This window comes from Mesorhizobium sp. M1396 (assembly GCF_040317725.1).
Lineage (GTDB): Bacteria > Pseudomonadota > Alphaproteobacteria > Rhizobiales > Rhizobiaceae > Mesorhizobium.
The window spans coordinates 1-18,556 of sequence record NZ_JAMYLA010000082.1 but is presented as its reverse complement, the minus strand read 5'-3'; the positions used below and the strand labels follow the sequence as shown (position 1 = coordinate 18,556).

General features: G+C 62.7%; 22 protein-coding genes. 12 read left to right on the top strand and 10 right to left on the bottom strand.

Translation table 11 applies throughout. The features are described 5' to 3' along the window. Both NKH02_RS32060 and NKH02_RS32055 read right to left on the bottom strand, forming a co-directional pair. The coding region (locus NKH02_RS32060) for a TCP-1/cpn60 chaperonin family protein (protein ID WP_352883707.1) at window positions 1-510 on the bottom strand (510 nt) is incomplete at its 3' end. A 90-nt stretch (window positions 511-600) separates the two neighbouring features. After that, window positions 601-915 carry a co-chaperone GroES gene (locus tag NKH02_RS32055; protein WP_352870513.1) on the bottom strand — a complete coding sequence of 105 codons (315 nt, stop codon included), beginning with the start codon at window positions 913-915 and terminating at the stop codon, window positions 601-603. A 250-nt stretch (window positions 916-1,165) separates the two neighbouring features. Between NKH02_RS32055 and NKH02_RS32050 the strand changes: the two genes are divergently transcribed. After that, a complete protein-coding gene (locus tag NKH02_RS32050) occupies window positions 1,166-1,414 on the top strand; it encodes a hypothetical protein (RefSeq protein WP_023760015.1) in 249 nt (82 codons plus the stop codon). Further along, window positions 1,411-1,677, top strand: a complete 267-nt coding sequence (locus tag NKH02_RS32045; protein ID WP_352870512.1) for a DUF1488 family protein — start codon at window positions 1,411-1,413, stop codon at window positions 1,675-1,677. Before NKH02_RS32050 ends, NKH02_RS32045 begins: the two co-directional genes overlap by 4 nt. An 85-nt stretch (window positions 1,678-1,762) precedes the next feature. Here NKH02_RS32045 and NKH02_RS32040 read toward each other — a convergent pair whose 3' ends face one another. The 3 genes from NKH02_RS32040 to NKH02_RS32030 all read right to left on the bottom strand — a co-directional run bounded on the left by NKH02_RS32040 (window position 1,763) and on the right by NKH02_RS32030 (window position 3,262). After that, window positions 1,763-1,954, bottom strand: a complete 192-nt coding sequence (locus NKH02_RS32040; protein WP_352870511.1) for a hypothetical protein — start codon at window positions 1,952-1,954, stop codon at window positions 1,763-1,765. Window positions 1,955-1,959: 5 nt separating this feature from the next. Further along, complete coding sequence (locus NKH02_RS32035; RefSeq protein ID WP_352870510.1) at window positions 1,960-2,166, bottom strand: hypothetical protein; 207 nt, start codon at window positions 2,164-2,166, stop codon at window positions 1,960-1,962. A gap of 172 nt (window positions 2,167-2,338) precedes the next feature. Next, entirely contained in the window at window positions 2,339-3,262 is a 924-nt protein-coding gene (locus tag NKH02_RS32030; RefSeq protein ID WP_502913885.1) for a diguanylate cyclase domain-containing protein, read from the bottom strand. A 670-nt stretch (window positions 3,263-3,932) separates the two neighbouring features. Between NKH02_RS32030 and NKH02_RS32025 the strand changes: the two genes are divergently transcribed. From NKH02_RS32025 to NKH02_RS32005, 5 genes are all read left to right on the top strand, one after another. Beyond that, complete coding sequence (locus tag NKH02_RS32025) at window positions 3,933-4,976, top strand: LacI family DNA-binding transcriptional regulator (RefSeq protein WP_352883705.1); 1,044 nt, start codon at window positions 3,933-3,935, stop codon at window positions 4,974-4,976. A gap of 61 nt (window positions 4,977-5,037) precedes the next feature. Then, window positions 5,038-6,276 carry an ABC transporter substrate-binding protein gene (locus NKH02_RS32020; protein WP_352883703.1) on the top strand — a complete coding sequence of 413 codons (1,239 nt, stop codon included), beginning with the start codon at window positions 5,038-5,040 and terminating at the stop codon, window positions 6,274-6,276. A gap of 216 nt (window positions 6,277-6,492) precedes the next feature. After that, on the top strand, window positions 6,493-7,416 hold the full coding sequence (locus tag NKH02_RS32015) for a carbohydrate ABC transporter permease (protein ID WP_352883701.1): 924 nt from the start codon (window positions 6,493-6,495) through the stop codon (window positions 7,414-7,416). Next, window positions 7,416-8,273: a carbohydrate ABC transporter permease gene (locus NKH02_RS32010; RefSeq protein ID WP_352883699.1), complete on the top strand. Its 858-nt coding sequence runs from the start codon at window positions 7,416-7,418 to the stop codon at window positions 8,271-8,273. Before NKH02_RS32015 ends, NKH02_RS32010 begins: the two co-directional genes overlap by 1 nt. Window positions 8,274-8,295: 22 nt before the next feature. Next, complete coding sequence (locus NKH02_RS32005) at window positions 8,296-10,275, top strand: glycoside hydrolase family 127 protein (protein WP_352883697.1); 1,980 nt, start codon at window positions 8,296-8,298, stop codon at window positions 10,273-10,275. On the opposite strand, the gene NKH02_RS32000 is transcribed toward NKH02_RS32005, so the two are convergent. The 3 genes from NKH02_RS32000 to NKH02_RS31990 form a co-directional block, all read right to left on the bottom strand. Continuing rightward, window positions 10,215-11,420, bottom strand: a complete 1,206-nt coding sequence (locus NKH02_RS32000; protein WP_352883695.1) for an acyltransferase family protein — start codon at window positions 11,418-11,420, stop codon at window positions 10,215-10,217. The genes NKH02_RS32005 and NKH02_RS32000 overlap by 61 nt on opposite strands. A gap of 132 nt (window positions 11,421-11,552) precedes the next feature. Further along, window positions 11,553-12,275, bottom strand: coding sequence for a gamma-glutamylcyclotransferase (locus tag NKH02_RS31995; RefSeq protein ID WP_352883693.1), 723 nt, complete (start codon window positions 12,273-12,275; stop codon window positions 11,553-11,555). Window positions 12,276-12,400: 125 nt separating this feature from the next. Next, window positions 12,401-12,916, bottom strand: coding sequence for an Hsp20/alpha crystallin family protein (locus NKH02_RS31990; protein ID WP_352883691.1), 516 nt, complete (start codon window positions 12,914-12,916; stop codon window positions 12,401-12,403). A 431-nt stretch (window positions 12,917-13,347) separates the two neighbouring features. Here NKH02_RS31990 and NKH02_RS31985 point away from each other — a divergent pair, with 431 nt between their 5' ends. Further along, entirely contained in the window at window positions 13,348-14,040 is a 693-nt protein-coding gene (locus tag NKH02_RS31985; RefSeq protein WP_352870501.1) for a DUF2270 domain-containing protein, read from the top strand. 161 nt (window positions 14,041-14,201) lie between these two features. Here the strand turns inward: NKH02_RS31985 and NKH02_RS31980 are convergent, their stop codons facing one another. Beyond that, window positions 14,202-14,345: a hypothetical protein gene (locus tag NKH02_RS31980; RefSeq protein ID WP_352628923.1), complete on the bottom strand. Its 144-nt coding sequence runs from the start codon at window positions 14,343-14,345 to the stop codon at window positions 14,202-14,204. A gap of 252 nt (window positions 14,346-14,597) precedes the next feature. Between NKH02_RS31980 and NKH02_RS31975 the strand changes: the two genes are divergently transcribed. The 4 genes from NKH02_RS31975 (at window position 14,598) to NKH02_RS31960 (ending at window position 17,535) form a co-directional block, all read left to right on the top strand. Further along, window positions 14,598-15,041, top strand: a complete 444-nt coding sequence (locus tag NKH02_RS31975) for an SRPBCC family protein (protein ID WP_352870500.1) — start codon at window positions 14,598-14,600, stop codon at window positions 15,039-15,041. A gap of 89 nt (window positions 15,042-15,130) precedes the next feature. Then, window positions 15,131-15,586 carry a hypothetical protein gene (locus NKH02_RS31970; protein WP_352870499.1) on the top strand — a complete coding sequence of 152 codons (456 nt, stop codon included), beginning with the start codon at window positions 15,131-15,133 and terminating at the stop codon, window positions 15,584-15,586. A 145-nt stretch (window positions 15,587-15,731) separates the two neighbouring features. After that, on the top strand, window positions 15,732-16,880 hold the full coding sequence (locus NKH02_RS31965; protein WP_352883689.1) for an amidohydrolase: 1,149 nt from the start codon (window positions 15,732-15,734) through the stop codon (window positions 16,878-16,880). A gap of 172 nt (window positions 16,881-17,052) precedes the next feature. Continuing rightward, window positions 17,053-17,535, top strand: a complete 483-nt coding sequence (locus NKH02_RS31960; RefSeq protein ID WP_352870497.1) for a VOC family protein — start codon at window positions 17,053-17,055, stop codon at window positions 17,533-17,535. 21 nt (window positions 17,536-17,556) lie between these two features. Here the strand turns inward: NKH02_RS31960 and NKH02_RS31955 are convergent. Beyond that, window positions 17,557-18,556 (bottom strand): NADP-dependent oxidoreductase (locus NKH02_RS31955; protein ID WP_352883687.1); only part of this gene is annotated, 1,000 nt, incomplete at its 5' end.

The following is an 18,556-nucleotide window of genomic DNA, read 5'->3' as shown; positions in this document are numbered from 1 at the left end:
GCCGACCTTGTTCATCGCCTTGGCGATCATGGCGCCGACCGACGCGTCGCCATTGGCGGCGATCGTACCAACCTGGGCGATCTCGGCCGACGACTTGACCTTCTTGGCGCGCGCCTGGATTTCCTTGACCACGGCGGAAACCGCCTGGTCGATGCCGCGCTTGAGGTCCATCGGGTTCATGCCGGCGGCGACCAGCTTGGCGCCTTCGCGCAGGATCGAGGCGGCCAGCACCGTGGCGGTGGTGGTGCCGTCACCGGCCAGATCGTTGGTCTTCGAGGCCACTTCGCGCACCATCTGCGCGCCCATGTTCTCGAACTTGTCGGCAAGCTCGATTTCCTTGGCAACCGTGACGCCGTCCTTGGTGATGCGCGGCGCGCCATAGGCCTTGTCGATGATGACGTTGCGCCCCTTGGGGCCGAGCGTGACCTTCACCGCATTGGTGAGGATTTCGACGCCGCGCAGCATGCGGTCGCGCGCATCGGTGGAGAATTTGATTTCCTTGGCAGACATGATTTTTATCCAGTTCGGTTGAGGACGGCAGAGCCCTGCCCTCCATGATCAATGCTTGGAGCGCACCCCGAAGGATGCATGGCGCTCCAGTCAGGCGGCCTTCTTGGCCTCGACGGCCTTCTCGATGACGCCCATGATGTCGGCTTCCTTCATGATCAGAAGGTCCTCGCCGTCGATCTTGACCTCGGTGCCCGACCATTTGCCGAACAGGATGAAGTCGCCGGCCTTGACGTCGAGCGGAACAAGCGCGCCATTTTCATCGCGTGCGCCAGGTCCAACGGCGATGACTTCGCCTTCCTGCGGCTTTTCCTTGGCATTGTCGGGGATGATGATACCGCCTTTGGATTTGATATCGCCTTCGGCGCGACGAATGACGACGCGGTCGTGGAGTGGCCGAAATTTCATGGGAACTTTCTTTCTGGGGCCGGCACAGGCGGCCACGCCCCCTTTCTATAAACGCATTAGCACTCGATAGATAGGAGTGCCAAAAATTATTCGCACCCGAAATTAAATATTCAAAAGTATTATTTCGGCAGCCGGTTTCGTGATATCCGCAGAGTGTCAAATAATTCAAAAGATTGAATTTTGCCGATCGAGTGCCTATTTATCGGACGAGTTCACTTTCACGATTTCAGGTACAAGGGAGATTTCTTCGATGGCCGAAGGCAATCAGACGATCATGGAAAAAGCTGAAGCCCGCTTTGTCGACAAGCAGAAAAAGACAGCGGAGAAAAACAAGGCAACCGCCGAATATATGTCCGAAGCGAGGGCCCGGGAGATCAAGACGGCAAGGCTGAGGGAGCTGCGGCTGGCCAAGGAAGAGGCCGACCGCGTCGCCGAGGCCCTCAATCCGACGCCGAAGAAGAAGCGGGTGACCAAGAAAGCCACGGAGGCCAAGACATGAGTCTCACCTTCCCAAACCGCAGCCGCAGCTATGACGAGGCCGGCCAGCGTATCCGTTTCGTCGGACATGACGGCATGTTCCAGATCTCCTTCTCCGTCGCCGCCGACGCCATGGCCAAGATGCGGCCGGGAGCCGCGGCCGATGAAGCCGGCTACCTCGCCACATTCGACACCGAGAGCAACACCATCCGCGAGGTGGCATCGAAGGCCTACGGCCGCACCCACAAGAGCATGTATGTGCTGACGGCGGCCGATTTCGGCTGATCAGCCTCACGGGAATCCTCGATTTGAGGTGCGGCGGGCTTCTTGCGGCGGCGAAATGCTGTCCTGACGCAATGGCCGCTACGGATCAGGGCTTGCGCTCGGCCCGCTCGCGGCGTTTGACGTCGCGGACATTCATCTGCATGACCATGTCCTCGGCCTCACGCGGGCCCATTCCCACCATCACCTTTTGCCGGACAACGGCAGGCTGGCCGGTGAAGACGTCGATGATGCTCCAGCTCTGGGGAAGCTCCATGCGCAGCGTGTAGCGGTTGGCCATCCCGATCAGCCCTGCATCATGAAAAACACGGCGCCCAGGATCAGCACCGTCCAGGCAATGACCGACAGCTTCAGCACCATGCCGCCATGCGCGGCCAGAAGCTCCCGCAGGCGCGGCACGACACCCGCCGGCCGGGCCGGCGCCGCCGCGAAGGCGACAGGAGCCTTGAGGCCAAGTTTTCCAAAGACAGGCAGCAGCGACGGTTCACGCACGAAAATGACCTCGAATGTCGGGAAGAGCGGAGCAAAGGATGCTCACGCCCCTTCCATAGCACTCTTTTCGCGAGCGCTGTGCATGCCAAGTGAAAAATAGGCGCCAACGACTGCATCGGTGGAAGAGGCGCAGGCCCGGTCGGCAAAGCTGTACGGCAACAACCGCCAGCCCTCAGGCCGCGGCGCTGCGGCCTCTCACGCCGGCCTCGACCTTGAAGATGCGGAACGTGTTGCGCCCTGCCGCCTTGGCGGCATAGAGCGCGGTGTCGGCCTGCGTGAACAGATCGCCGGACGCGCCTGCTTCGATGAAGGCGATGCCGACCGAGGCGCCGAGCCCGAGCGATTGGCCGCAGGCCGCGACCGGCTTGCCCATCGCCTCGATGATGCGGCGCGCCAGGCTGGAGACAGCGCCGCGGTCGAGATGCGGTCCAAGCAGCACCGCGAACTCGTCGCCGCCGACGCGCGCCACCAGATCGGCCTCGCCGCAGCCGGCGGCAAGCCGCTTCGCCGCCTCCTTCAGGCACTCGTCGCCGACGACGTGGCCGAACGTATCGTTGACGGCCTTGAAGCCGTCGAGATCGACCAGGAGCAGCGCGCCGAGCGGGCGGCCCTCGTCTGCATGCACCAGCCGCGCCTGGAAGCGGCCGCGGTTGGCCAGCCCGGTCATGACGTCATATTCGGCGAGATAGCGCATCCGGTCCGACAGGATCTTCTCCTCGGTGATGTCCTGCTTCATGCCGAAGATGCGCACGGGAACGCCCGCCTCGCACTCGACGGTCGCGGTGATGCGGATCCAGCGGCTGCGGCCGGCGAAAGTGGTGATCTCGGCATCGAGATTGAAACCGCTGCGCTCGGCGATCGCGCGGCCGCGCATCGTCTCCAGCGCCTTGCGCGACTCCGCCGGGTAGCATTTGATGATCTCCGAGCGATCGAGCACTGAGCCACGCGGCAGGTCGAACAGGTCATAGACCACGTCGGTCCATGCCAGCTGCTCGTCGGGCAGGCTGCATTCCCACACGCCGAGGCGCGCTGCGACCGAGGCGCGGTCGAAGATTTTGCGGCTGTGCGCCAGCGAGAGCTCCTGCTTGGCGATCAATGCCCCCTGCGCGGCGAGTTCCGCCTTGAGCCGAGCGATGGTGGCGACGGCGCGGTGTCGTTCGTCGGAACTGTCGTGCCCCGCGCGCCTGCCGGGCTGCGCGGCCCGCGCCGGGCCTTTCGGACTTTAGGGCGTATCGGACATGGCGAGGCTCTGCTGTCTTGGCGGGAGACCACCATGGCGCGCAAGCGATTAACACTTCGCTGATGATGGGCTGCTTCGCCGGAACCGGACTGCGTATCCGCCGACAATTTTGGACGAGCCCATCAATCGTTGAAGTTGGCGCCGCCCCTCATCGCCCTGCCGGGCACTTCTCCCCGTATAGTGACGGGGAGAAGGAGCTTGCCGCAATCTCGGTACCCTTCTTGCAACGCTGGAGGTTGGCGAAACCGTCGATGAGAGCGCCCCTCTCCCCGTCACTATACGGGGAGAGGATGCCGGCAGGCAGGTGAGGGGCGGCGCAAACGTTCGGGTGATGGGGCAAATGCCAGAACCTGACGCGATTGCCCTGACCCAAACCACTTTTCCCCTTGAACGACCTCCCGATCTGGCCTAGCCTTGACTTGAGAAAAGGTTTTTCCAAACAGTTCCGATCGGGCTTGGCCATGTGCTGGGTCTTTTTTCGGGCCTTAAGAGAAAACCTTTTCCCAGCTTAAGGATTCTCGGCGCGATGGCATCGGACGATCTGCCTGTTCCGGTCTTTTCCAAGCCAGTCACCCTGCGTGACGTGGCGGCTGAAGCCGGCGTCAGCGTCGCCACCGCCTCGAAGGCGCTCAACGACCAGGGACGGATGACCGCCGAGACGCGCGAGCGCATTCGCGAGACGGCCCGGCGTCTCGGCTTCCGGCCCAACAGCCTGGCGCAGAGCCTGCTCCGGCGGCGCAGCTTCACCGTCGGCCTGCTCACCAACGATACCTATGGCCGCTTCTCGCTGCCGCTGATGTCGGGCATTTCGGACGCGCTGGTCGACAACGGCGTCTCGGTGTTCCTGTGCAATGTCGAGGAGGATCCGCGGCTGGGCCAGTTGCATGTCGACGCCATGCTCGACAAGCGCGTCGACGGCATCATCGCCACCGGCAAGCGCATCGACCGCCATCTGCCCGTCGACCTCTCCAATCTGCGCGTCCCGGTGATCTATGCCTTCACGCAGCCCGATCCCGACGCCATCGCCTTTGTTTCCGACGACGCCGACGGCGCCCGGCTGGCGGTCGAGCATCTGTGCCGGTTGGGCTGGAAGCGCATCGCCCATGTCACCGGGCCGGCGAGCTTTGCCGTGGTGCACGCCAGGGCGCAGGCTTACCGCGACGTGCTCGTCGAAAACGGCCTGCCGGTCACCGAGCCGCTGCTCGGTTCCTGGTCGGAAGCCTGGGGTCATCAGGCGGTGGCGCACCTGTTCGACGGCAAGAGCGAGAGGCCGGACGCCGTCTTCTGCGGCAACGACCAGATCGCGCGCGGCGTCATCGATGCCTTGCGCGAGCGAGGCCTGAACGTTCCGGGCGATGTCGGCGTGATCGGTTTCGACAATTGGGAGATCGTGGCCGAGGCGACGCGCCCGCCGCTGACCTCCATCGACATGAACCTGGTCGCGCTCGGGCGCGAGGCCGGGCTGACCCTGCTTTCGCTGGTCGGCGGCAAGCCCGCCGCGCCGGGCATTCGAAAACTGCCGTGCCGGCTGGTGGTGCGGCAGTCATGCGGCCATCCGCTGGATGGCTGAAAACCAAGCGCCGCGATCGGCGCCAAGCCGCGGAGCGCGGCCAAACCTGGAGGAGGAGAACATGAGGAACCTGATTGCCAAACTGGCCCTGGCCGCTGCCGTTCTGGGTAGCGGTCCCGCCGCCGAGACGGCCAACATCTGGGTGCGCGCCGACGGCTCGAATTTCATGCCGAGGATCGTCGACGCCTACAACAAGGCGCACACCAACCAGGTCAAGCTGGACATCATCCCCAATGCCGAGATCATCCCGAAATACGGTGCCGCGGCCGCCGGCGGCACGGCGCCCGACGCGCTGTCGCTCGACCTGATCTACACGCCGTCCTTCGCCGCTGCCGGCCAGCTGGAGGACATTACCGACTGGGCCAAGTCCCTGCCCTATTTCGCCAGCCTGTCGCCGGCGCATGTGAAGACCGGCACCTATAAGGATCACATTTACGGCCTGCCCTTCTCGGCCGACGCCTCGGTGCTGATCTGGAACAAGAAACTGTTCAAGCAGGCCGGCCTCGACCCTGAAAAAGGCCCGGCCAACTGGGCCGAGATCGCGGCCGACGCAGAGAAGGTCAACGCGCTCGGCGGCAACATCAAGGGCTTCTACTTCTCGGGCAATTGCGGCGGCTGCAACATCTTCACCTTCACGCCGCTGATCTGGGCGTCGGGCGGCGACATCCTCTCGGAGGACGGCTCGAAGGCGACGCTGGACAGCCCGCAATTGCGCGGCGCCATCGATCTCTACCGCTCGATGGTCAAGAAGGACCTGGTGCCGGCAGGCGCGCAGACCGATACCGGCGCCAACTTCTTTGCCGCCTTCGCCGCCGGCAATATCGGCATCTCGCCGTCCGGCGCCTTCGCCATCGGCGCGCTCAACACCCAGTATCCCGATATCGACTACGGCGTCACCTTCCTGCCGGGCAAGGATAGCGGCTGGTCGTCCTTTGCCGGCGGCGACAATTTCGTCGTCACCAAGGGCACAACGAAACTGCCCGTGGTGAAGGAGTTCCTCGATTTCGCCTACTCGCTCGAGGGCCAGACGATCCTCGCCAAATACGGCAGCCTGCCGGTGCGCGGCGACATCGCCAAGGATGCGCTGAAGGATCTCGATCCGCGCTACCAGATCGCCGCCGAGGCCATGGCCAAGGGCCGCACGCCCTATTCGGTGGTGTTCAACGACCTGATCAACTCCGCCAACGGGCCGTGGACGCAGATGATCAACGAGGTCTTCTTCGGCGACGATGTCGACGGCGCGATCGCCAATGCGCAGGAGACGATGCAGTCGATCATCGACCAGGCGCCGCAGAAATAAGCGGCGCCTGCCGGCCGCCCGCCTGTCTCCCTGGGCGGGTGGCCGCCCCACCTCCCCCTTGAGGGGAGGTCGGACCGTAGGTCTGGGTGGGGTCGCCTCGGAAGTGCTCGACGTTTTTCTTGATGTCGGCGCGCTTCGCAGAAGACCCCACCCCGGCCTTCGGCCGGACCCTCCCCTCGAGGGGGAGGGGGACGCAGTGCCAACGGATGAGCAGCCATGACCGTCATCACCGCAGCAACCACCGCCCCGCCCCGCGCCCGCAAACTCGCCGGCCGCCGGCAGTGGATCGGCCTGCTCTATGTCGCGCCGGCTGTCGCGCTGGTCGTCGTCTTCTTTCTCATCCCGCTCGGCATGACGGCATGGATGTCACTGCACAACTGGCCCTTGATGGGCGAGCACAGCTTTATCGGCCTCGGCAACTATGTCGCCATTCTGCGCGACACAAGGTTCTGGAATGCGCTGCGCTTCACCGCCTACTACACCGTGATCGTCACCATCGCGATCTTCGTGGTGGCGTTTCCGCTGGCGCTGTTCGTCGAACGGCCGCGGCCGCTGACCAATCTCTACCGGACCATGTTCTTCATGCCGGCGGTTGTCGGTTTCGCCTCGGCCAGCCTGCTTTGGTCATGGCTCTTGAATGTCGATTCCGGCCTGTTCAGCCCCGCTGCCTACGATCTCGGCCTGATCGACAAGAAATTCAACCTGCTGGCCACCTTCCAGCCGGCCTTCTGGTCGATCATCGCCATGGTCGTCTGGAAGGTTGCCGGCTTCACCATGATCATCCTGATGGCCGGCCTGCAATCGATCCCGCAGGACCTGCAGGAGGCGGCCGTCATCGACGGCGCCGGGCCGTTCGCCAGGTTCCGGGCGATCACTTTGCCGCTGATGCGCCGCACGCTGGCGCTTGCGCTGATCCTGTCTGTCGCCGGCTCGATCCTCGCCTTCGACCAGTTCTACATCATCCTGCGCGGCGGCCCGCGCAACCAGACGCTGACGGCGGTCTACTGGATCTTCAACCAGTCTTTCGTCTCGTTCAAGCTCGGCTATGGTGCCGCGCTCTCGATGGTGCTGCTTGTCGTCCTTGTGGCGCTTAGCCTGGTCCAGCTGTGGCTGCTGCGCAAGCCGGAGGGGCTCGACTGATGGCGCAGGCCGCTTCCCGCAACCGCCGGCTCCTGGCCCGCATCGGCGAGCATTCGACCGGCATCATCGCCTCGGCGCTGTTTGCGGCGCCGATCGTCTGGGCGGTGCTGTCGGCGTTCAAGCCGGCGGCCGAAGCGCGTCTGCCGCCGCTGCCGCCCTGGCCGACGTCAGGCTTCTCGCTGGAGAATTATGCCACGCTCAACAGCTTCGGCGACGGGCTGTGGGTCTCGGCGCAAAACAGCATCTATGTCTCGGTTATGACGGTGCTGCTGTCGGTCGCCGTCAGCGTGCTGGCCGGCTACGGTTTTTCGCGGTTTCGCTTTCCGTTCAAGGACCTGTTCTTCATCCTCATCCTGTCGACGATCATGATCCCGTTCCAGTCGATCCTGACGCCGATCTTCCTGGTGCTCACCAAGCTTGGCCTGCACAACACACTGACCGGCTTGGTCGGCGTCTATGTGACGCTGCAGCTGCCGTTCTCGATCTTCATGATGCGCAACGCCTTCGACGCCGTGCCGCGCGAGATCGAGGAAGCCGCCCGCATGGACGGCGCCGGCAATGTCACCATGCTTTTGAAGGTGATGCTGCCGCTGGTTTGGCCGGGCGTCGTCACCATCGCGCTGTTTGCCTTCCTCGGCGCCTGGAACGAATTCCTCGCAGCACTGGTGCTGATGACCGACCAGTCCAAGTTCACGCTGCCGGTGATGATGACGGCACTGCAGTCGGGCCGCTTCGGCGCCATCGACTGGGGTGCGGTGCAGGCGGGCGTCACCGTGATGATGGTGCCCTGCCTCATCCTGTTCCTGGTCCTGCAGCGCTTCTACATCCGCGGCCTGATGGCCGGGGCCGTGAAATAGACCGACCGAATGGAGTAAGTTCATGACCGCATCGCCATCCGCAAAAACCGGGAAACCAAAGCTCGCCTTCCGCCCGCTGCCGGTGCCGCAGGTCGACGTGCACGGCTTCTGGGGCGACCGCGCCGACGCGGTGGCCACGCGCACCGCCGATATCCTCTACGACCGCTGCGTCGAGGCCCGGATGCTGGAGCAGATCGACCCGGACCGGCCCTCGCCAGGCGTCGTCATTCCTTTCCACTCGCCCTCGCCCGACGAGGCCGACCGCCAGGGCGCGGAATTCACGGGATCGACCGTGACCACGCAGATGTTCTGGGATTCCGATCTCGGCAAGACGATCGAGACCGCGGCCTATTCGCTCTACCGGCGCAAGAACCCCGAACTGGAGAAGAAGATCGATGCCGTCATCGACATGTACGGCAAGCTGCAGCAAGAGGACGGCTATCTCTCCAGCTGGTACCAGCGCATCCAGCCGGGCAAGCGCTGGACCAATCTGCGCGACTGCCATGAGCTCTATTGCGCCGGCCATCTGATCGAGGGCGCGGTCGCCTATTACCAGGCGACGGGAAAACGCAAGCTGCTCGACATCATGTGCCGCTATGCCGACCATATCGCATCGGTGCTTGGCCCCGAGCCCGGCAAGAAGAAGGGCTATTGCGGCCACGAGGAGATCGAGCTGGCGCTGGTCAAGCTGGCGCGGGTGACCGGCGAGCGGAAATACATGGACCTCGCCAAATACTTCATCGACCAGCGTGGCCAGCAGCCGCATTATTTCGACGAGGAGGCGCGCGCCCGTGGCGCCGACCCGAAGGCCTATCATTTCAAGACCTATGAATACAGCCAGTCGCACATTCCAGTGCGCGAGCAAGACAAGGTCGTCGGCCACGCGGTCAGGGCGATGTACCTCTATTCGGGCATGGCCGACATCGCTACCGAATATGGGGACGACAGCTTGCGCGTGGCACTCGACCGTCTGTGGGACGATCTCACCACCAAGAGCCTCTACATCACCGGCGGGCTCGGGCCGTCGGCTCACAATGAAGGTTTCACCAGCGACTACGACCTGCCCAACGAAAGCGCCTATGCCGAGACCTGTGCTGCGGTCGGACTGGTGTTCTGGGCCAGCCGCATGCTCGGCATGGGGCCGAACGCCCGTTACGCCGACATGATGGAACGCGCCCTCTACAATGGCTCGATCTCGGGCCTGTCGCTTGACGGCTCGCTGTTCTTCTACGAGAACCCGCTCGAAAGCCGAGGCGCCCACAATCGCTGGAAATGGCACCGCTGCCCATGCTGTCCGCCCAATATCGGGCGCATGGTCGCCTCGATCGGCAGCTATTTCTACAGCCTGGCCGACGACGCGCTGGCCGTCCATCTCTATGGCGACTCGACCGCCCGCTTCGACATATCAGGCACACCGGTGAGCCTGACGCAGGCAAGCCGCTATCCCTGGGACGGCGCCGTCGAGTTCACGCTCGAGCCGCGGTCGCCGCTTGAGTTCACGCTGCATTTGCGCATCCCGGCGTGGAGCACCGACGCCGCGCTCAAGGTCAATGGTGAGGCGGTCAAGCTGGCGGATGTCACCAGCGACGGCTACGCCGCGATCCGGCGGACATGGAAAAAGGGCGACCAGGTGCGGCTCGATCTCGAAATGCCGATCGAGCGGCTCTACGCCAACCCGCGGGTGCGCCAGGATGCCGGCGGCGTCGCGCTATCGCGCGGTCCGCTGATCTACTGCGTCGAGGCGACCGACAATGACAGCCAACTGCATCGGCTGACGCTGCCGAGGACGGCCAGCCTCGAAGCGCGGGATCGGCCGGAGCTTCTCGGCGGCGTGGTGACGCTGTCGGCTATCGCGCAAGCCGATGCCACAGACGGATGGCAAAGCGAGCTCTACAGGCCCGAACCGCCGGCCACGACAGAGACGCGCCTGACCGCCATTCCCTATTTCGCCTGGGACAACCGCGAGCCTGGCGAAATGCTGGTTTGGCTCAGGGACGGGTGAACAATGTTTGGTGTATCGGCGATGGCGACAACCGATCGAATCCCAGACACGATTGGTTCAGCGGTTTCTGGCTTGTCATCCACATAGCGTAGGCGAAGGCGCAGGAATGGCGCTTCGATGCATGTGTAGCTGAGATAGCCGATCGGAATCGTCGCCAGGAAGCAGAGTGCTGACCAGAGGCATGCAACGTAGAAATTGCTGATGCTCATGACATTCGCGTCTATGAACGCGGCCAACTGCATGATGAAGAACAGGTGCAGAAGATAGATCGAATAGCTGTAGGCCCCCGCCTTCTCCAGGATCTTGAACGGCAGGCCTGTTCGCTTTCTCGAAAAGCTTGTGTCGTAGTAGGCGATACCGAATGAATATGCTGCCGCTTCCAAGGTTGGCAGGATGATCCATATCCAATGGGGCGATGGATAACGTCCCAGTTGGTAAAATCCGCCGGCGGCATCGAACCACCAGAAGAACCCCGAAAATGCTATGAGAACGGCCAACGCCAACCAGTGCCGGTTCTTCGCGTGGGCACGCAGGTGGAAGGCAAGTATCCCGGCAAGAAACTGATCCACATGTCCTATGATGGTCAAGGATGCTGCCGATTGCATCTCGCCGATTTGCACATACAAGACCGACCTCAGCACAATGGCTGCCGCGATGAACAGCAAGGGCGCGAACACAAACCGCCTGGATGCCATCAGCAAAAACGGCAGCAGCAGATAGAAGTGAGCTTCCACCGTTATCGACCAGCCGCCATTCGAAAGGGTGGGAAGAAGAACCCCCTTGCCAACCCCCGTGAAGTACTCTTCCAGGGACTGGCCGGCCCAGTACCTGCGGCAAGCCTCGATGCATATCACGGCCAGCAGAAGCGGAAGGAGCCTGAGTGCCCTGTTGGCAAAGAAGGGCAGATAGTTGATCTGTTTTCCATCAAGCAGCTTGGCGAACAGATAGCCGGAAAGCGCCATGAACAGTGAGACGCCGGTGTGCCCTTCATCCAGAAAGCTGAAAATAGGAAGAGCCGGCACGAAGCCATAAGGCACTGGGCCTTGAGGAGACTCATGAAGGAAATGCCAGGTGAAGACCAGAAAAGCCGCCAAGCCCCGAATGTGGTCCAGCGCTGGATAATGCTCTCCGGTGGAGGATTTCATAGTTGGCCCACCCGCACCGTGCCCTGCGCCGGTGTTCAAGTCACCGTTGGGACAGAACTATTTTCAATTCATTAAAATTCTCGCTGCTGCTGCTTCCGAAATCACTGCATTGCTTCGCAAAATGCTTTGGCCTCAAGCATCCTTGGCCTGTACGCCTCGTATCTCCTCGGCCACCAGCTCCTGAAGCCGCCAAAGATTACGGTCGCGGATGCCGCACGCGTCGAGGTGGCGGATGGTCTCGAAAAGATATTGCGCGCCCGAACCCCAATGGCCGACGGCTCTCGCCAGCGTCGCCGCGATCGCTTGCTTGTCGAGCTTGCCGGCATAGCGCGGATTGGCGGGATCGACGACGAAGCCGAGCGCGCGGCATAGGCCGTCGCCTGTCCTGACCTGCAGCCAGCGCGGCACGTTGACGGCGGGCAGGACGGTCATCTCGCGGCGCAGCAGCACTTCGAGATTGGCCGCAATAGGTTCGGCGATCTCGAACACCATGCCCTGGCATTGGCCGCCACGATCGAGCGCCATCATCAGGCCGGGCTGCTCGACCGTGCCGCGAAAGCGCTTGACTGTGAAACAGAAGGACCGATGCCACCCCGTCGCCACCGCCCGTTCGCCGCCCCTCACCTCGCCGACCGGTTTCCACAGCAGCGAGCCATAGGCAAACAGTTTTGCCGGCCCCGCTGGGGCCGATGCCAGCACCTCGTCGCGGATACGCGCATAGTCGGCGTCGGTCATGTGAACCATGCCCGGTGTCGGCCCGGCATCCTCGACGGCGCGCATCGTGCGGGCGACGAGTTCCTCGCTCAGCGCCATCGGCGCCTTGCGCGGCGAAACGGCAGAAATCGGCTTGTTCATTTTCGCGCCCCGCCCATCACCGCCATGTTGCCCAAGGCAGCGGGATTCTCAAGGTCCATGTGACCGGCGCGAAATCCGGTGACTGATGCCGGGCGTGCGCGACGTGCTCGCCCGGCTGATCTGTTCTAGTGTTTGGTGCTCTTGCCGCCGATGGGGATGCGCTTTGTCCTGCTCTGCGCCTTTTCGGACTTCGGCAAGGTGACGAACAGCACGCCGTTGCGGAAATCGGCCGCGACCTTGCCCTCTTCGACTTCGAAGCCGATCGGAATGCGACGTTCGAAACGGCCGTAGAACCGCTCGGAGAACTGACGCTCCTTGTCGTCGGTTTCGGCGTGTTTTTCACCGCGCAACGTCAGGACGCCGTCATCGAGCAACACCTCGATGTCCTTATCCTCCATGCCGGGTATTTCGGCCGTCACACGGATCTCCTTGTCCGTTTCGGAGATTTCCACGCTGGGCCAGCTACCGCCGGCCGAAGAGAACATGGACGGAAGCCGTGAACCGAAGCCGCGAAACATGTCGTCGACAAGGCGGTTCATCTCGCGATGCAGGCTCATGAACGGGTCCTGGTCGCGGTCGCGAAAGAGGGTCGGAGCCTGGTTGGTGTCGCGGCTCCATGGCATTAGATCACGAATGGTCATTGCATTTGTTCCTTTCTTGATCCTGGTTTTGGTTCGTTTACATGCTCTTGCTGCCATGCTCCGGGGACAATGCGCCGTCTGACCCAGACCCCATTTGCGCTTTCTGTTTTCGCTCCCTTCTGGTCCGATCCGCTCCACCTGGGAAGCGCCCCGGACCGGTCTCGCGCGCCTTCATCGCCTCCGGCACCTGGTGCCCGAGTTCGATGGTCACAACGCCATCGGCCAACGCGGCGCCGCCATGAAGCCGGCACCCGCGTCGGCACCGGTATGATCGATTTGGGGTTCGTCGCGGTGGGGTCAAGACCCGGCAATGCAATGTGATCGTTGACCGCGGTGGCGGAAGCCCGCCGGCCGGTGCGAAATCCCTCGGCCATTCCGGACGCCGCGGAACGAGATCACGTGCGAGGCGTTTTATCTGGTTGGAGGGCGCCATGAACGATGCGCCGGCAACGCCCATCGGCAGATCGCTTTCGCCAAGTGAACTGGTCACCGTAATGTCGCATTTCCACCGCGCGGAGATTGCGCGCATGGCCGGCTGGCGCGACCGCCTCGACCGCACGAGCAATTGGGCGATCACCGTTGTCGCCGCCATGCTGTCGGTGTCGCTGTCGACGGCCAGCGCCCATCACGGCGTGCTGCTTTTCGCCATGCTGCTGATCCTGCTGCTGCTGTGGATCGAGGCGCGCCGCTATCGGTTCTTCGATTTCTACCGGGCTCGCGTGCGTCAGTTCGAGCGCCACTATTTCGCACAGATCTTCTCCCCCCAACCCGACTTCGCCTCGGATTGGCTGCTCATCGTCGGCGAAGGTCTGCGCGCGCCGAAATTCCTGCTGTCGCAACGTGTCGCGCTGGCGCGCCGCCTGCGGCGAAATTACCTCTATCTCTTCCTGATCCTGCTGCTGGCCTGGGTGGTGAAGATATCGACCCCCAGCCTTCAGGCCGTAGGAGTCAGGACCGGCTTTGTCGGCTCGCTTCGCGAGGCCGTCGACAGCGCTGCCCTTGGCCCGATTCCCGGTGTGGCGATCGTGGCAATTGTTGCGGCATTCTATGTCGGGCTGTTCGCCATTGCCTTCTTCGCGGCCGGCGACGACGGCGAACTTTCCTTCGGCGACGTCCATGTTTGACGCTGGCGACAGCCGGCTGCAACGCAAATGACGGCCCGCAGGTTGTGATGGTCAGTCCGCCGAGGCGTTTTTGAGCGTATCGGCTCCGCGGAGGCCAGGGCAGAGGCGGTTACCGAGATCGGCGCCTGATCTACCCTTTCACAGGAGACTGATTTTCGAGCCTAGAGGCCGAAGAACTGCTTGCCGATCATGTAGCCCAGTGCCGCCACGACCAACGGGAACAGAGCTGGTGCGGCCTTGCTGAACACGGAGACCTTGGCGTCCTTTGGCGGCATATAACGTGCGTTGCCGAGATTCTTGGTCATGGCGTATCCCAGGTCGATGGATTCATTAGCAACTACTGATTAACAGCATGGCCGCCTTAACGGCTTGCAAAGAAATTAGATCGAATAGCCGACCATTGGCCGGGGCACGAGGTTGAACAGAGCACGCCATGCGGGCGCCAGCCGGACAGGCAGCGGCCAGGCGCCTTAAAAAATTCGAGAGCCTATGTCGGACTGGCCACGCCTCGTTCGTCCTTTGGGCACTGAACAAACAACCATGAAAGGATCCAGCATATGCCCGGCACCGTACGTTTGCATCGCGTTCTGACGACCAGCCCGGAGAAAGTCTATCGCGCATTCGTTGAAGCGGACGCGCTGGCGAAGTGGCTTCCGCCGAACGGCTTCACCTGCACGGTCCATCACCTCGAGGCAAAGGTCGGCGGCACGTTCAAGATGTCCTTCCGCAACTTCACCACCGGCGACAGTCATTCCTTCGGCGGCGAGTATCTCGAACTCGTTCCGGGCGAACGCCTGCTCTACACCGACAGGTTCGACGACCCCAATCTGCCCGGCGAGATCCAGGTGACCGTCGTCTTGAAAAAGGTGTCGGTCGGCACTGAGGTTGACATCACCCAGGCCGGCATTCCGGACGTCATTCCGGTCGAAGCCTGCTATCTCGGTTGGCAGGAGTCGCTCAGAAACCTGGCAAGGCTCGTCGAACCCGAGATCAATCAATAGGCTGGAGCGCGGCGCCAGCGGCGACCGCGTATTGAGGTTGACCGAACGATGGTGCGCGGGAATCCTTCCCGGGCAAAGGGAGGTCTTTCATGCGACGTTTGCTGCTCGTGCTGTCCGCTTTGATCCTGGCCACATCGGCGGAGGCCAGAACTCTCTACTACGGTTCCAGGGCGGGAATGGAGGTCACCATCGTCAAGACATCCGGCATCGGGTCCTCCGATGCTAGGATCGTGGCCAAGCACACAAGGCGGAATGCGACCGCCTTCTGCCGCGACTATGTTGGCAAGGTGACCGAGGAGTGCATTGCCAAGGAGTTGCAGACGCCCTTGCATCTTGAGATATCAGCCAATTGCAGGACCGGCAAATTCACCACCTTCTACGGCGCGAACATGTTCTTCCAGGGCCGCAATCCCGACGCAGGCGCGACGACGGATTACCTGATATCGGACACCGACGAAAACGTGGTGCTGGATGGCTCGGGAGCTTCCGGATACGACTATACGCTGGACCAGTTCAAAGCCCTGTGCCCCAGCCGGGTGCGCTAAGACCATTCGCGGGACGTGCCGCATTTTCTGGCCCGCTAAAGCCTGAGGATTGGAGTGTGGCAGACGCGGCCATTTGTCGATACTCGTCATCGCATTCTGACACGCCGCGTCCGGGCGTGTCAGAATGCAGCGGAGGCTAAAAAGCATGACCCTGACCAATCGAGACATCGTCGAATTGACCGCGTGGCGGCGCCAGTTGCACCAGCATCCGGAAATCTCGAACGAAGAACAGAAGACGGCAAAAGAGGTCGTCGACTTCCTCGCCGATACGGGACCGGACAAGGTGCTGACCGGATTGGGCGGCCACGGCGTCGCGGCCATATACGACAGCGGCAGAGCGGGGCCGACGGTGCTGTTCCGTTCGGAACTCGATGCCTTGCCGATCGAGGAGCTTTCAGGCGTGCCCCATTCGTCGCGCGTGCCGGGCAAGTCGCATATGTGCGGCCATGACGGACACACGGCGATCCTGGCGTCCCTCGGCCGCCAGCTGGGGCGCGAGAGGCCTGCAAGCGGCCGCGTCGTGCTGATGTTCCAGCCGGCGGAAGAAACCGGCAATGGCGCAGCCGGCGTCGTCGCCGATCCCCGCTTCGGCGAGATCGCGCCGGATTTCGCTTTCTCGCTCCACAATCTGCCCGGCGTGCCGTTCGGCGAGGTGCGGCTCAAAACCGGCGTGGTCAACTGCGCCTCACGCGGCATGCGCATCGTGCTGGAGGGCAAGACCGCGCATTCGTCGATGCCGGAGACCGGCGTCTCGCCGATGCTGGCGATCAGCCAACTGATGCCGGCCCTGCCCGCGCTCGGGCGCGGAACCTTCGCCGATGACGACTTCTCAATGGTCACCGTCACCCACGCCGCGATGGGCGAAGCCGTGTTCGGCATCGCGCCTGGTCATGCCGAGGTGTGGGCGACGCTGCGGACCCGACGCGACGAGCGCATGGCGGACCTGTGCGCCGCCGCCGAGGCGCTGGTCACCAAGATCGCAGGCCAGCATGGTCTTTCCGCCCGGTGGGACTATCACGAGATATTTGTCGCCAGCGTCAACGCACCGGATGCGGTGGAGCACCTGCAACGCGCGCTCAACGAAGAGGGCGTCGTGCATGGCGAAGAAGCCTTGCCGATGCGCGCCTCGGAAGATTTCGGCCTGTTCGGCCACAGCGCTTCGTCGGCGATGTTCTTCCTCGGTGCGGGCGAGCGGCACCCCGCGTTGCACAATCCGGACTATGATTTTCCCGACGACCTGATCCCGATCGGCTCAAGGATCTTCATGCGCACGGCACGCAATCTTCTGGGCTGATTTCTGCCTGACGAGGAAAAAAGGCGACCCACTGAGGACTATGACGCGAAGCGGTCGGCAGCGCTTGGCGGCTTGCTTCCGCCAGGGTGGCGAGAGACGGTCGGCGACCTATGTCACAAGAGCGTGGGTGGGACCCGACGGAAACCCGGCTTCGGATCGAAAGGAACACGCAATGCCAAAGACGCCGAAGAACACGATTTGCCTCTGGTTCGACAAGGACGCCGAGGCCGCGGCTCGCTTCTACGCAGAGACCTTTCCAGACACCAAGGTAGGCGCCGTTCACCGTGCGCCGAGCGACTATCCATCCGGCAAGGAGGGCGATGTGTTGACGGTCGAATTCACCGTCGCCGGCATTCCCTGCATCGGATTGAACGGCGGCTCGGCGTTCAAACAGAGCGAGGCCTTCTCGTTCCAGATCGCCACCGACGATCAGCAGGAAACCGACCGCTACTGGAATGCCATTGTCGGCAATGGCGGCCAGGAAAGCGCGTGCGGCTGGTGCAAGGACAAATGGGGCGTGTCCTGGCAAATCACCCCGCGCACACTGACCGAGGCGATGGCGGCCGGCGGCGGGGAAGCCAAGCGTGCGTTCGATGCTATGATGGACATGAAGAAGATAGACGTCGCGGCGATCGACGCGGCCCGGCGCGGCTGACGCTCTTTCGCAGCTGAGTTGCTATCTGACCTTGATGACCACCTTGCCCTTGGCGCGTCCTGTCTCGACATAGGCCAGAGCCTCATTGGTCGCTTCGAACGGAAAGATGCGATCGACAACCGGGCGGATTGCTCCGGATTCGATGAGCGACGTGATCTTGCCCAGTTGATCACCCTGCGCCCACATGAAAAGGAATGAAAACCCCACGCCCCGGCGTTTGGCTTTGGTCCGGATACCGCGGCTCAACAAGCGTAGTATCAGCCTCAGCACGGGGTTCAGTCCCTTTTCCCGGGCAAAGTCGGGATCCGGCGGACCGGAGATGGAGATGAGCTTGCCACCCGGTTTCACCACATTCAGGGACTTTTCAAGCGTTTTGGCGTCCTGGCTGTTCAAGACCACGTCGTAGCCCGACAGGACTTTCTCGAAGTCATCTTTCCTGTAGTCGACGACGACATCGGCGCCGAGCCCCTTGACCAGATCGACACTTGCCGCACTGGCGGTGGTCGCAACCGTCGCGCCGAGGTGCTTTGCCAATTGGATGGCGAATGTCCCCACGCCGCCGGAGCCAGCCTGAATGAAGACCTTCTGGCCTTTCTTCAGGTTTGCCCTTCCGACGAGCGCCTGCCAGGCGGTCAGACCGACCAGCGGGATCGAGGCCGCCTCTTCCATGCTGAGGTTTTTGGGCTTCAAGGCCACGTCGGCTTCATCCATGGCGATGAACTCGGCGAATGTCCCGATCCGGCCATCGCGCGGCCGCGCATAGACATCGTCGCCGGGTCTGAACTTGCGGACTTTCGATCCCACGCGGACAACCGTCCCAGCCACGTCATGGCCCAGGATGAAGGGCCGGCGATAAGGCAGGATAAGGCTGAACTCTCCGGTTTTGACCTTGGAATCGAGGAGGTTCACCGCCGCGGCGTGGACCTCGACCAGGATATCGCTATCCCCGAGTTCCGGTTCCGGCATCTCGGCCAATCGCAGAGTGTCCTTCTTGCTATATTTGTCGACGACGAATGCCTTC

What these genes read in the sequence shown, in the direction of transcription:
- NKH02_RS32055 (WP_352870513.1), bottom strand. Translation starts at nt 915, where the DNA reads ATGAAATTTCGGCCACTCCACGACCGCGTCGTCATTCGTCGCGCCGAA.
- NKH02_RS32050 (WP_023760015.1), top strand. Translation starts at nt 1,166, where the DNA reads ATGGCCGAAGGCAATCAGACGATCATGGAAAAAGCTGAAGCCCGCTTT.
- NKH02_RS32045 (WP_352870512.1), top strand. Translation starts at nt 1,411, where the DNA reads ATGAGTCTCACCTTCCCAAACCGCAGCCGCAGCTATGACGAGGCCGGC.
- NKH02_RS32040 (WP_352870511.1), bottom strand. Translation starts at nt 1,954, where the DNA reads ATGGCCAACCGCTACACGCTGCGCATGGAGCTTCCCCAGAGCTGGAGC.
- NKH02_RS32025 (WP_352883705.1), top strand. Translation starts at nt 3,933, where the DNA reads ATGGCATCGGACGATCTGCCTGTTCCGGTCTTTTCCAAGCCAGTCACC.
- NKH02_RS32020 (WP_352883703.1), top strand. Translation starts at nt 5,038, where the DNA reads ATGAGGAACCTGATTGCCAAACTGGCCCTGGCCGCTGCCGTTCTGGGT.
- NKH02_RS32015 (WP_352883701.1), top strand. Translation starts at nt 6,493, where the DNA reads ATGACCGTCATCACCGCAGCAACCACCGCCCCGCCCCGCGCCCGCAAA.
- NKH02_RS32010 (WP_352883699.1), top strand. Translation starts at nt 7,416, where the DNA reads ATGGCGCAGGCCGCTTCCCGCAACCGCCGGCTCCTGGCCCGCATCGGC.
- NKH02_RS32005 (WP_352883697.1), top strand. Translation starts at nt 8,296, where the DNA reads ATGACCGCATCGCCATCCGCAAAAACCGGGAAACCAAAGCTCGCCTTC.
- NKH02_RS32000 (WP_352883695.1), bottom strand. Translation starts at nt 11,420, where the DNA reads ATGAAATCCTCCACCGGAGAGCATTATCCAGCGCTGGACCACATTCGG.
- NKH02_RS31995 (WP_352883693.1), bottom strand. Translation starts at nt 12,275, where the DNA reads ATGAACAAGCCGATTTCTGCCGTTTCGCCGCGCAAGGCGCCGATGGCG.
- NKH02_RS31990 (WP_352883691.1), bottom strand. Translation starts at nt 12,916, where the DNA reads ATGACCATTCGTGATCTAATGCCATGGAGCCGCGACACCAACCAGGCT.
- NKH02_RS31985 (WP_352870501.1), top strand. Translation starts at nt 13,348, where the DNA reads ATGAACGATGCGCCGGCAACGCCCATCGGCAGATCGCTTTCGCCAAGT.
- NKH02_RS31980 (WP_352628923.1), bottom strand. Translation starts at nt 14,345, where the DNA reads ATGACCAAGAATCTCGGCAACGCACGTTATATGCCGCCAAAGGACGCC.
- NKH02_RS31975 (WP_352870500.1), top strand. Translation starts at nt 14,598, where the DNA reads ATGCCCGGCACCGTACGTTTGCATCGCGTTCTGACGACCAGCCCGGAG.
- NKH02_RS31970 (WP_352870499.1), top strand. Translation starts at nt 15,131, where the DNA reads ATGCGACGTTTGCTGCTCGTGCTGTCCGCTTTGATCCTGGCCACATCG.
- NKH02_RS31965 (WP_352883689.1), top strand. Translation starts at nt 15,732, where the DNA reads ATGACCCTGACCAATCGAGACATCGTCGAATTGACCGCGTGGCGGCGC.
- NKH02_RS31960 (WP_352870497.1), top strand. Translation starts at nt 17,053, where the DNA reads ATGCCAAAGACGCCGAAGAACACGATTTGCCTCTGGTTCGACAAGGAC.